Raw genomic sequence first — 12278 nt, forward strand, 5'->3', positions numbered from 1 at the left:
GAATGCTGTACATCATAGACACCGCATTGAAGGCTCGCCAGGAAGCGGGCAACCCGATTCGAGTGGCGATGATTGGCGCGGGCTTTATGGGTCGCGGCATCGCCAATCAGATTGTGAATTCCGTTCCGGGAATGGAACTGGTGGCAATTTTCAATCGCAGCGTAGAAGGTGCCGTTCGCGCCTATAGCGAGGCGGGTTTGGACAAGATTCGCACGGTGAAGACGCTGGGTGAACTGGAAGATGCGATCGCCCAGGGCGTTCCCGCCGCGACGGACGACGCAATGCTGCTGTGTCGGGCTGAGAGCGTCGATGCCATTATCGAGGTGACGGGCGCGATCGAGTTTGGCGCACAGGTGGTGCTAGAGGCGATCGCCCATAAAAAGCACGTCGTGCTGATGAACGCCGAGCTAGATGCCACCATCGGCCCCATCCTCAAGGTCTATGCCGACCGCGCGGGCGTGGTGTTGTCGGCCTGCGACGGCGACCAGCCCGGTGTGCAGATGAACCTCTACCGCTTCGTTAAGAGCATCGGCCTCACCCCCCTGCTCTGCGGCAACATCAAGGGGCTGCAAGACCCCTACCGCAACCCCACCACTCAGGAAGGCTTTGCCAAGCAGTGGGGTCAAAAAGCCCACATGGTCACCAGCTTTGCCGACGGCACCAAGATTTCCTTTGAGCAGGCGATCGTCGCCAATGCCACGGGCATGACCATCGCCAAACGCGGCATGTATGGCTACGACTTCAACCGCAATGCCGACGCGCTGATTGAGCAGTTCAACCTGAAATACACCGGGCATATCGACGATTGCACCAAGCTGTATGACGTGGACGAGCTAAAGTCTCTGGGTGGCATTGTGGATTACGTCGTGGGCGTGCGTCCGGGCCCCGGTGTGTTCGTCTTTGGGACTCATGATGACCCGAAGCAAAAGCATTATCTCAACCTGTACAAGCTTGGCGAAGGGCCGCTCTACAGCTTCTACACGCCGTACCACCTCTGCCACTTTGAAGTGCCGCTGTCGGTTGCTCGCGTGGTGCTGTTCCAAGACGCAGTGCTTGCGCCTACTGCCGAACCCAAAGTGGATGTCGTCGCAACTGCCAAAATTGATCTAAAGGCCGGCGAAACGCTGGACGGCATCGGCTACTACATGACCTACGGCCAGTGCGAAACGGCTGAAATCACGCAGGCACAGCGCCTACTGCCGATGGGCTTGGCGGAAGGCTGTCGCTTGAAGCGGGACATTCCTCGCGATCAGGTGCTGACCTACGATGATGTGGAACTTCCAGCCGGTCGCCTGTGCGACAAACTGCGGGCTGAGCAAGATGCCTACTTTGCCCCAGCCAAGGTTCCGGCATTGATTTAAGCAACGCGATGTGCGACTTTCAATCTGCCCTCATCCCCCAACCCCTTCTCCCGACTTGGGAGAAGGGGAGCAAGAGAGGCTTGAAGCTCCTGTCCCACTCTAGGAGAGAAATTTAGGGTGAGGGAATTGGCCAAGTTGCACATCTTCTTGCTCATCTCCCAGTGAGTCCTGACAGTCCTCGGCACTCAAGGTTTTTCCAGGCTTGGTTTTCAGATTTCTTTTAGGTTTCATTGGGGTTGGGCAACTCTCCTTGGGTGGCCCAACCTCAATTTTTAAGGTTTTAATTGGCGGCTTGAGCGATTCAGGCGTTGGATTTTGCTTTCCAAAAAGGACTGCTATATTAATCTTGCAATATTGCTATCTATATCGATACTCAACGATACTAATCGTCAGTTTTAGATTCAGGTTTAGATGCCGAGTCGTTTTCCCTGAAATTTGGCGATCGCCCCCTTTGCTCCCCTGCTTTTACTGCCCGTCATCCTGTCCACCCCTGACAACGCACAGTCAGGTTCACCCTGAGGTCTGGTTGGATATGCTGTTTTCTTGTCCTGAAACGTCGTTTGCCCCCAGTCAGCCCAAGCGACCCCAGCAAGCCCCTCGTCGGATTGTGCGGGCGATCGCCTTTGGGCTGGTGATGCTCTACACTGCCCCCGTTCTGGCGCAGACCGCCATTCCATCTAATGCCAGCGCCAATGTCCAGCCTGCCGCACTGATGCCGCCGGAGGGCCGCCCACTGCCGCCCAACTACGAGTCCGATTATGTCCTGGGTGCAGGCGATGCAGTGCAAATTGACATTTTCAACGTGCCCAACCTGAGCGGCGAAAATGCCCGCTACTCGGTGCTGGTAGACGGTTCGCTGAACCTGCCGTGGATTGGCAAAGTCAATGTGCGGGGACTGACGCTGCAAGAGGCATCAGATGCGATCGCCAGCCGCTATGCCGAGTTTATTCGCGAGCCGATTGTGACGGTGACGCTGCTCACACCGCGCCCCATGCGAGTGGCGATCGTCGGCGAAGTGAACCGTCCTGGAGCCTATACAACCGGACAAAGCGTGGGAACAGGCCCAGCCGGACAGACCACGCTAGAAACCCGTGGCGAAGCCAGAGCAGGGGAACTTCGCACGGTGATTGAAGCGATTCAAACCGCAGGCGGCATTACGCAGCTTGCAGACGTGCGAAATGTGGAAGTTCGTCGCCCGCGTCTGAACGGCACCGAAGAGGTAATCCTGGTTGACCTGTGGGCGTTTTTGCAGTCTGGCAACTTGCAGCAAAACGTGACCCTGCGGGATGGGGATACGGTGATTGTGCCCACAGCAACGGCGCTGAACCCCGATGAAAGCCAGCGTTTGGCTGCTGCTAGCTTCTCTCCCGACACGATCAGCGTCAATGTGGTGGGTGAAGTCGTTCGGCCGGGCACGGTTTCTGTTAGCCCTAATACGTCTCTCAATCAGGCAATTTTGGCGGCAGGCGGGTTTGATGATGTTCGGGCTTCCAAGGGCAGAGTGACGCTAATCCGGCTAAATCCGGATGGAACCGTGGCTCGACGCGAAATTCCGGTGGATCTGTCGGCTAACCTGAACGACGAAACCAACCCCATTCTGCGAAGCAATGACATTGTGGTGGTTAGCCCTTCGGGTCGGGCCAGGACGACTGATGTTCTGGGGGTAATTGGTGGGGCGGTTGGTGCGGTGCTGAACCCGATTGGCGCATTGTTCAATATTTTCCGCACGGTGGATGATATTAACCGCGATTAGGGCTGCCAGCGGGATAGCAGCCGGATCGAAGATGCCTTTGCGAACTAGAAAACCCTCCGTTTCCTGCATAATGGCGGGGTTCGGAGGGTTTCTGCGGGTTTGCGTAGCATAGAGCGTGTTTTGTGGCTAAAGCATTTTGTGGCTAAAGCTAAGAAGCCTGTGGGGCAAGGATCACGGCTGCGATCGCTGCACCACCATCAGCAGCAAGTACACTGCCAGCAGGTAAAAAGCAGCCAGGATGGGAATCGTGAGCGGAATACCGAAGGAAGCCATAGCGAACCATTCCATTAAACATTACGGTTTACAGGAAAAATATAGGGAAAGGGTCGAAAGACCCATAAGCAAATCAAATCTAAGCAAAACAAGTCACTGCGCTGCCCAAGTAAGTCTTGCATCCAGCCAGTGAACCGTAACCAAACCGACCGTAACCCAACCGGAAGCGACACCTAACCAAATACCACCGAGGGCGATCGCCCAAAAGCAATTGCCTCTGGCTTGGCAGACATCACTCGTCCACGTCTAGAGTCGAATGCCGCAACCCACAAGCCTGATAAACTCTAGACTGCGGAGATGCATCCGACTCATCCAACGAAGCATTGAGAAAACGAAGCATTGAGAGCAAGCCGAAGCCGGCTCCTTGACCCAGATGGTCAATATTTGAATCAGAATCCAAGACTCAGGTAGCGAATGCCCAATGACCAGAGCTGGGACAACATCTGATACAACAAATGTTGTCCCATTCACAGGATCACCAAGGTCATGTACCCTGAACCCAGCAGCACCGGAAGCGGCGACCAAAACTCTTGGCGAAAACAGAAGACCCAAAGACCTTCAGAAAGATCCGTGACTCAGCGTTCTCGTAGCAGAGCTTTGAAGTCAGCGATCGCCGCCTGCCGCACCAACCTTCCAAAAGCAACCTGCCAGGTAGAGGTCGCCGGGTAGACACGCTCATAAGCTGCCAGGCAAGTAGCAGTCCCGGAGCCGCCCTTTAGGTGGCGCTTCTAGAAAAAACTTCCAGAGGAAGATTCTCAAAATATTTAATTGTTGGATACCTTGTAGTTATAAGAATAACATATCAGTCGAGTTCATGAGAGAATGTTTACAAAACTGTAATAATCCTGAAAGGCTTATCAGTTCAGTGAACTCTGGCATTTCTATCAAGAATTTCATCCCACAGATGGGAGGGGGTAGCTTAGAATAAAGGCAAATATGTAAAATTTCGTAACTAAGTATATCGCTGCGTCTCCATGACCTCAGTCACCTCTCTCTTTGCACCTGTCGATGCCGATCTCTGTCAACTGACGGACAACTTGAAGCAACTGGTCGGTGCTCGCCATCCCATCCTCTACGCGGCGGCAGAGCACCTGTTTGGGGCAGGTGGAAAGCGTCTGAGACCAGCGATTGTGCTGCTCATTTCCAGAGCCACCAGCATCCCCGACATCACGCCCCGGCATCGTCGCTTGGCTGAGATCACCGAAATGATCCACACCGCTAGTCTGGTTCACGACGATGTGGTGGATGAAGCGGAACTGCGGCGGGGTGTGCCGACGGTTCACAGCAGCTTTGGTAATCGGGTCGCGGTGCTGGCGGGTGACTTTCTGTTTGCACAGTCCTCGTGGTATCTGGCAAATTTGGACAACCTGGAAGTGGTGAAGCTGCTGTCGCAGGTGATTATGGATCTTGCTGAAGGCGAGATTCAGCAGGGGCTAAATCGCTTCGACACGGGAACCAGCCTGGAAGCCTATCTCGACAAGAGCTATTACAAAACCGCGTCCCTTATTGCCAACAGTGCCAAGGCGGCAGGCGTGCTGAGTGATGCCTCGCCAGAAACCTGTCACCATCTGTATAGCTATGGTCGCCATATCGGTCTAGCTTTTCAAATCGTGGATGACCTGCTAGATTTTACGGGTTCTGCGGATGCCCTGGGCAAGCCTGCGGGTTCCGATTTGCGAAGCGGCAACCTGACCGCTCCAGCGCTCTATGCCCTTGAGGAAAAACCCTATCTGGAAGTGCTAATCGAGCGGGAATTTGCCCAAGAGGGCGATCTGGAGCAGGCGCTAGCGCTGATAGAAGACAGTCGAGGATTAGAGCGATCGCGCGAGTTGGCTAGCCACCATGCTCAGCTTGCCGTGCAGCATATTGGCATTTTGCCCGCTTCAGAGTCCCGTCAGGCGTTGATTCAATTGGCTGACTATGTGCTAAGCCGCAGCCATTGAGCGATCGCCAAGAGCGTCATCGCCAAGAGTGTCATCGCCAATCTACTGAGCTTTGGCTGATGGGGCATTTATGCCATGCATGTTAACGCAGCGCTGTGCAGATTAGTCGCTGTACCGTTCCTCTGCCCAGGGTTCCCCCCGGCGGTGATAGCCGTTTCTTTCCCAAAAGCCTAGTTCCTCATGGTCTAAAAATTCCAGCCCGTTGAGCCACTTCGCACTCTTCCAAGCGTAGAGGTGCGGCACCACCAGCCGAACTGGGCCGCCGTGTGGGACAGGCAGAGGCTCGCCCGCCAGCGTGTGGGCCAGGAAGTTCTCTTCTCGCAAGAAGTCAGCTAGCTCCAGATTCGTGGTGTAGCCACCATAGCTGTGCTGCATGACGTGGGTAGCGCTGGGATTAAGATTGACCCGCTGCATCAGATCGGTCACCTTAACGCCTGTCCACTGGACATCCAGCTTTGACCAGGTGGTGACGCAGTGAAAATCAGCCGTGAATTCCGTCTGCGGCAAGCTCAAGAGGTCTGAATAGGTCAGCGTCAGCGGTTCGGCAAGCCCCCAAATCTTTAGCTCCCAAACATCGCTGGGAATGTCAGGAGTTGCTCCGTAGGTCAGCACTGGAAAACCGCTGGCAAGATGTTGCCCAGGCGGAACGCGATCCCGTTGCTCTGGTGCGGGGGGCTTAAAAAACTTGCCTAGCATAGAGTCCGCTTAGGTGGGTTTTAGTTGGGTTATAGATTCACACCAATAGGGGCGATCGCCTCTTCCTAAAGGATTGCGCTGACAGCATGAACCATGCTCAGGGGCGCTAATGCAGGGTCAGACGATCTGCCACCATTAGTCTCGTCTCTACTCTTCTTCTTCTTCTGGCTGGGGATAGACAAAGCCCGTGGAGCGACCAGTCAACACCGACTTGCCCAGAGACAGCGCACGCTGAGCTTGCAGAGCGGCCTTGCGCTTCCAAGTAGCTTTGCGCTGATCGCGCTTGGATTTGGAGGTTTTCTTCTTAGGAACTGCCATAGCTGCCGACGGTTCAGATTTTTACAACCTTTCTATGGTAGTGCAAAAGCCCCTGAGTTGAGCAGGGGTGCGAGTAAATCGGTATTTTGAAAAGTTTGTTGGTTTAAGAAGCTTGTGCTACATTAAAAGACTGCGGGCGATTAGCACAGTGGTAGCGCACTTCCTTCACACGGAAGGGGTCACTGGTTCGAATCCAGTATCGCCCATCCACCAGGAAATCCCTCTCCAGTTCGAGGATTGTTTTTCAAGCAGCATTTCTTACTATGGTTTTGAGCGGAGTCTCAGTTGTCATGCGAGGGTAGCCGCAGCCAGAGTGACATGCGATTGCTTCCCTCATACTCAACCCTTCTAAGAATCTAAAGAAGCCCTCTAACTCAATGCTGGCAACGGGTAGGATTACTTAAGTTTTTACCAAAGCTTCTCGAAATCATCCTGCTCTGATTGAAGGAAACGCAAAAACTCTTGGTTTTTTGAATCGCGCTGGTCTGGAAGTAACGTGGTTGTCCAGCTTTGTCATGAGAAATCGCGCGAAACGTGCTGTGGCGGATAGTTCTCTGCATGTAGCGAGCGTTCCACGCTCGATCAAACCGCAGCAGCAGCTTGGCAGGGCGCTAATAGTCAAACCCCCAAGCGTCATCTAGCGCCGTTTGCACGCCCTCTGGACTGGGCAGGGCATTGGTCTAGAAGGCGGCCCGCAGCGCTGGGGGAACTAGGGGCGTTTCCCAGATTAAAACTTTGAGCGATTCAATTCGATCCAGACGATAGTTCCGCCAGTCGAGCGGGCTGCTGCCTTTGGGTGGTTCACTGGGTCGGCAAGTGGCGCATTGGGCACGTTTCCCCGGGCACATATGTAGGGAGCACGCTGATAGTAGTAAATGCACACGGGATACGCCACTAGCGCGATCAGAGGATGACTGCCCTGCGCTGCGATAGAGGATTTGGAGGGGCGGCACTGGAGTTTGTTGCCAGAGTGCCTGTAGCGGGTGCTGCCACTCATCCACGCGGTCGATTTTCTCCAGCGGCACGACATATTCCAAATGAATGAAAAAGCGCCGCTGACCGCTGATGGCGTGGGATAGATTGTCAGCGATTGCCACCAAATCTGGCTGAGTCAGAAAGTCAGACCGGAGGGACGAAGCGTGAGCGGTTTCCTCCCATAGCTCTACCGAAACTGGATGGCTAGGAAACTCGCTTACGCGGCGATAGCGTTGCCCGACCTGCCGCAGCCAGTGGATATCGACCAGAATCTTGAGGTCGCTGCTGAGGGTGCGGCGTGTCACCGCAAAGAGCCGGGTTTCATAGAGCAGTGAAGGTACTGTCTGATCCGCCGTCTGATTTGTCAGCATGAACGCCGCATCCATGAACATCCCCAGGCAGCAGACCTGCTGGTTCCATATTTCAACTACCACGCACAGGCGATCGCCCATTTGCGACAACTGGCAGACTGAGTGCTGGTGGATGTCGGTGGCAAAATCCAGCCGGAGAAACGACCGCTGCTTGCTGCTTGTACCCACTTCCTCCTGATTAGCCGCGATGCTGCACAGTTGGAACAGTGGAAAGCCTTTTGCCAGCCTCACCTGAGGGCGATCGCTCTGATTCATAGCACTCTTGAGGAAACAGTGGAGGTGCTACAGACAGAACCTTACCTTGAACTGGTTGCTGGCCCCCGGACGACTAGCACATCGCCAAACATCCCTGGCATTCTTCTCGCTGAGACATTAAGCCGCCGTTTTCCCTTCATGAACTTTGCATATTAATCCGGTTCTGAGTCCTTGACAGCGTAAACAGCAGAAGAAAGCGTGCCCCCCTTACGGTTTTTTCGGATAACTTCCGTAAACGCTGGTGTCTTTTCTGCCAAGTTCCTGCACAGGTGGCATTCAATCGACCGTTAAACAAATTGGGCAGCGAATCAAGATATCGGGGGCGCAGTGGGACAAATATGCAGTGGGACAAAGATAACGTCCCACAGGTGCTAAAGCAGCGTTGTGCCTACCTCAATGGGCAATTCTCAAGATGAGTCTTGCAAAACTGGGATGCACTCGTTCAATAGCTTGGATTTAAAAGCACTTTATCCGGATTTCTGATTCTTTTTAAGAAAGATTACTTAACAGACTTCAAGCCATAGGATTTGGGCACTGGCTTGATCAGAGTTGTTTCATAGATAGCCATCTGGCACATAGAGACCTTAATGCATAGTTAGTGGATTAAGAGTTAAACAGTTCAAGAACAATAGTTCGGAAGATAGGAGTAGAAGCAAAACAGAACTGAGGGCGATCGTCACCTGCTGTAATTGAGCTTCTATCAGTAGAGATACATACAGAAGCAAAATACCAGTCTTACTGCTAACAATACGAGGCCATTCATGACCTACAAAAAGCACGCACTGATCACCGGCATCACAGGACAAGACGGGTCATACCTAAGCGAGTTGCTACTCGAAAAAGGCTACGAAGTCCACGGCATCATCCGCCGCACCTCCACCTTCAACACCGACCGCATCGACCATATTTACGAAGACCCGCACAACGAAAACGCCCGCCTGTTTCTGCACTACGGCGACCTGACCGACGGCACCACCCTGCGTCGCATCCTCGAACAAGTGCAGCCCCACGAAATCTACAACCTGGGTGCCCAATCCCACGTCCGCGTCAGCTTCGATGCCCCCGAATACACCGCCGATGCCGTCGGCATGGGCACCCTGCGAATCCTAGAAGCCCTGCGCGACTACCAGCAGCGCACCGGCAACGAAGTCCGCTTCTACCAAGCTGGCTCCTCCGAAATGTACGGCAAAGTGCAAGCCGTGCCCCAAAGCGAAAGCACCCCCTTCTACCCTAGAAGCCCCTACGCCTGCGCCAAAGTCTACGCCCACTGGCAAACCGTCAACTACCGCGAATCCTACGGCTTGTTCGCCTGCAACGGCATCCTGTTCAACCACGAATCTCCCCGCCGGGGCGAAACCTTCGTCACCCGCAAAATCACCCGCGCCGTCGCCCGCATCGTCGCCGGTCAGCAAAAGAAACTCTACATGGGCAACCTGGATGCCAAACGCGACTGGGGCTACGCCAAAGACTACGTGCAAGCCATGTGGCTGATGCTGCAACAAGAACAGCCCGACGACTACGTGGTTGCCACTGGCGAAACCCACGAAGTGCGCGAATTCCTGGAACTCGCCTTTGGTTACGTCAACCTCAACTGGCAAGACTACGTCGAGTTCGACGAACGCTACCTGCGCCCCGCCGAAGTTGACCTGCTGATTGGCGACCCCACCAAAGCCAAGACCCAACTCGGCTGGCAGCCCAGCGTCAGCTTCGAGCAGTTGGTCTACCTGATGGTGGAAGCCGACCTCAAAGCCCTGGGTCTCATCCCGCTCAACGGCAACAGCGCTCAGCCCGTGCTCGACCACGCCACCATTCGGCAAACCGCAGGCAGCAGCACGTCGCTGTAAAGAAAGAAAAACGAAAAACGAAGAACGAAAAACGAAAAACGAAAACCCGCTCTTCCCTCTTCGTTCTTCCCTCTTCCCTCTTCGTTCTTCCTTCTTCCCTCTTCCTTCTTCGTTCTTCCCTCTTCCTTTTTCCCTCTTCCCTCTTCCCCCCATGCCCCTCTCCTTCTCTAACCAACGAATTCTCGTCACGGGCGGTGCCGGATTCCTCGGCAAGCAAGTGGTTGACCAACTGGTCAAAGCTGGTGCAGACCCCGCCAAGATTACCGTGCCCCGCTCTCGCGACTATGACCTGACGCAGATGGAGGCGTGCCGTCGCGCCGTTGACCAGCAGGACATTGTGATTCATCTGGCAGCCCATGTCGGCGGCATCGGACTGAATCGGGAAAAGCCTGCACAACTGTTCTACGACAACCTGATGATGGGGGCGCAACTGATTCACGCCGCCTATGAAGCGGGGGTCAAAAAGTTTACCTGCGTGGGCACGATTTGTGCCTATCCCAAGTTCACGCCAGTGCCGTTCAAAGAAGATGATCTGTGGAATGGCTATCCCGAAGAAACCAATGCCCCCTATGGCGTGGCCAAGAAGGCGCTGCTGGTGCAGCTTCAGGCGTATCGACAGCAGTATGGCTTTGATGGCATCTATCTGCTGCCAGTGAATCTATATGGGCCAGAGGATAATTTTGACCCGCGCAGTTCTCATGTGATTCCGGCGCTGATTCGCAAGGTGCATGAGGCGCAGTTGCGGGGGGATAGGACGATTCCGGTGTGGGGGGATGGTTCGCCGACGCGGGAGTTTCTCTATTCCACCGATGCGGCGCGGGGAATTGTCATGGGGACGCAGTTCTATGCGGAGAGTGAGCCTGTGAATTTGGGGACGGGCTATGAGATTTCTATCAAGGACCTGATTACGCTGATTTGTGAACTGATGGACTATGACGGGGAACTGGTCTGGGAGACCGATAAGCCCAATGGGCAGCCCCGCAGGTGTCTCGATACGCAGCGGGCGAAGGATAAGTTTGGCTTTACTGCGGAGGTGGAGTTCCGCCAAGGCTTGAAAAATACAATCGAGTGGTATCGAAATCATGCCAGTAGGATTGTAGATTAGCTCCATACAGGTTGATTAAGATTCAGTACAGTTCAGCTTCAGGCCTGTATCGATAGAACAATCGAAGACGGGCATCAAAGATTGGAACGGGAACAGTGCGACTAAACCAGGGTCTACCTAAAGAGCGCTGGATAATGCGCCCCCTTTCAGGATACTTGCGTAGGCGTTGCTGAATAGGAGTATGATTCACTGAGGGTCAGGCGCTTCTTCAGAGATTTCGTGAGCCTTATCCAGAGAGGATGCTGATCGCATTCGTACCCCGTCTTTGGTGCAAATTTGGGCACTAGCTCGTAACTTTGCTCTGAATCTCTATCGCGACAATGGTGCTAAAAACATGGCTCGAGCACAACGAAATGTTGGCCTTACTCTCAACACGCTCAAAGCCCTATTTGGAATGGAATAGCCTTGAGTCGAAACAACCGTCCACAATGGTCAAAATATTTCCGCACTATAGTCACTGAGAACCTGCCTTAGAATCCCTTTTCGGAAGTGGTCAACGGCAGTCTAGAACTAGATTTTGTTTTTTAGAGCCAACTAATATCTCTAGTTCATCCAATTCACCCACTTCAGGTAGAACCTCTGGCTTATACGCATCGGTAATAGCTTACCAATTTGTTTGACCCAAGTAATGACCGTGGTATGATGAACGCCTTTGACTCGTTCAATGCCTCGAAATCCCATGCCGTTGACATACAACTTGAGGCATTCACGCTTGAATTCATCGGAACACAGAGAAGGTGGGTCATAGATTTGAATGAACTGTCACCGACAGCCCTTCAAAGGTGATTTTGTTTACCTACTTTGCCGTTCTTACTGATACTTGTTGAGCCACATTTAGGGCATTTCATTGGTCTTTCTCTAGCTTCATATTCTCATTATGCAACGCTTTTGCGTAATGTAGATTGTGTAAAAATAGCGAGATCATGTAAAATTTTGAGTCTTCACTCTGTAGAATTACGGAAGTATCTATCAAGCGATCTTTACAAGAGCAAGCTCATATCTGCTGGCTGCGTCTACTGGGGGAATCTGTCTGGTTTACTTGTTTTAGGATCTGCATGTATCTACCGCTTCATCTCTGCTTGTAAACCGTTTCAGGTGTTGTGCCAGCAAGGTTGTCGATCGTGCGATCGCCCTAGTCAAAAAGCTTTTGATTTCTTGAGCAACTTTAAACTTAGAGTAAAAGCGCCACTGGCATTTACCTTATAAAGCATCTGCCCTGTAAAGCATCTATCTCCACATCAAGCTTTGGCTGCTTTTTCAATACTTGCTGCATCTGCCAGTCATGAAGGGGCTTATATCAATTCTCGATTTTAGATTTGCGATTTTGGGATTGCCGGTCAAGCGTTTGTGGAGCTTCCAGTAATTTTATTCGCAGCGCTACGGG

General features: G+C 53.3%; 8 protein-coding genes, 1 tRNA gene and 1 pseudogene. 6 read left to right on the forward strand and 4 right to left on the reverse strand.

Annotated features, from left to right (window positions below; translation table 11 throughout):
- Positions 1–5: 5 nt before the first annotated feature.
- The 3 genes from IGS16_RS16075 (at position 6) to sds (ending at position 5330) form a co-directional block, all read left to right on the forward strand.
- Positions 6–1361 (forward strand): NAD(P)H-dependent oxidoreductase, encoded by a 1356-nt coding sequence (locus IGS16_RS16075; protein WP_367185806.1) that lies wholly within the window; start codon positions 6–8, stop codon positions 1359–1361.
- A 532-nt stretch (positions 1362–1893) separates the two neighbouring features.
- Positions 1894–3114, forward strand: a complete 1221-nt coding sequence (locus IGS16_RS16080) for a polysaccharide biosynthesis/export family protein (RefSeq protein ID WP_297087121.1) — start codon at positions 1894–1896, stop codon at positions 3112–3114.
- A gap of 1247 nt (positions 3115–4361) precedes the next feature.
- Positions 4362–5330, forward strand: coding sequence for a solanesyl diphosphate synthase (sds, locus tag IGS16_RS16085; RefSeq protein ID WP_068509022.1), 969 nt, complete (start codon positions 4362–4364; stop codon positions 5328–5330).
- 102 nt (positions 5331–5432) lie between these two features.
- Here the strand turns inward: sds and IGS16_RS16090 are convergent, their stop codons facing one another.
- Together IGS16_RS16090 and rpmF are read right to left on the reverse strand one after the other, a co-directional pair.
- Positions 5433–6026 carry a sulfite oxidase-like oxidoreductase gene (locus tag IGS16_RS16090; RefSeq protein WP_297087123.1) on the reverse strand — a complete coding sequence of 198 codons (594 nt, stop codon included), beginning with the start codon at positions 6024–6026 and terminating at the stop codon, positions 5433–5435.
- Between the two features lie 147 nt (positions 6027–6173).
- Positions 6174–6344: a 50S ribosomal protein L32 gene (gene rpmF, locus IGS16_RS16095; protein ID WP_297074932.1), complete on the reverse strand. Its 171-nt coding sequence runs from the start codon at positions 6342–6344 to the stop codon at positions 6174–6176.
- Between the two features lie 134 nt (positions 6345–6478).
- On the opposite strand from rpmF, the gene IGS16_RS16100 reads away from it, so the two are divergent.
- Positions 6479–6550 (forward strand) — tRNA-Val (locus IGS16_RS16100).
- A gap of 474 nt (positions 6551–7024) precedes the next feature.
- Here the strand turns inward: IGS16_RS16100 and IGS16_RS16105 are convergent.
- Complete coding sequence (locus IGS16_RS16105) at positions 7025–7945, reverse strand: TIGR03985 family CRISPR-associated protein (protein ID WP_297087125.1); 921 nt, start codon at positions 7943–7945, stop codon at positions 7025–7027.
- Positions 7946–8706: 761 nt separating this feature from the next.
- Between IGS16_RS16105 and gmd the strand changes: the two genes are divergently transcribed.
- Positions 8707–9789 carry a GDP-mannose 4,6-dehydratase gene (gene gmd, locus IGS16_RS16110; RefSeq protein ID WP_297087127.1) on the forward strand — a complete coding sequence of 361 codons (1083 nt, stop codon included), beginning with the start codon at positions 8707–8709 and terminating at the stop codon, positions 9787–9789.
- A gap of 151 nt (positions 9790–9940) precedes the next feature.
- On the forward strand, positions 9941–10894 hold the full coding sequence (locus IGS16_RS16115; RefSeq protein ID WP_297087129.1) for a GDP-L-fucose synthase: 954 nt from the start codon (positions 9941–9943) through the stop codon (positions 10892–10894).
- 435 nt (positions 10895–11329) lie between these two features.
- Here IGS16_RS16115 and IGS16_RS16120 read toward each other — a convergent pair.
- Positions 11330–11742, reverse strand: a pseudogene (locus IGS16_RS16120) (IS1 family transposase); the annotation flags it as partial.
- Positions 11743–12278: the final 536 nt, after the last annotated feature.

The organism is Thermoleptolyngbya sp. C42_A2020_037, assembly GCF_015272455.1.
Taxonomy (GTDB): domain Bacteria; phylum Cyanobacteriota; class Cyanobacteriia; order Elainellales; family Elainellaceae; genus Thermoleptolyngbya.

Coding starts and splice junctions, on each gene's coding strand:
- rpmF (WP_297074932.1), bottom strand. CDS start 6,344: ATGGCAGTTCCTAAGAAGAAAACCTCCAAATCCAAGCGCGATCAGCGC.
- IGS16_RS16090 (WP_297087123.1), bottom strand. CDS start 6,026: ATGCTAGGCAAGTTTTTTAAGCCCCCCGCACCAGAGCAACGGGATCGC.
- IGS16_RS16080 (WP_297087121.1), top strand. CDS start 1,894: ATGCTGTTTTCTTGTCCTGAAACGTCGTTTGCCCCCAGTCAGCCCAAG.
- IGS16_RS16115 (WP_297087129.1), top strand. CDS start 9,941: ATGCCCCTCTCCTTCTCTAACCAACGAATTCTCGTCACGGGCGGTGCC.
- sds (WP_068509022.1), top strand. CDS start 4,362: ATGACCTCAGTCACCTCTCTCTTTGCACCTGTCGATGCCGATCTCTGT.
- IGS16_RS16105 (WP_297087125.1), bottom strand. CDS start 7,945: ATGAATCAGAGCGATCGCCCTCAGGTGAGGCTGGCAAAAGGCTTTCCA.
- gmd (WP_297087127.1), top strand. CDS start 8,707: ATGACCTACAAAAAGCACGCACTGATCACCGGCATCACAGGACAAGAC.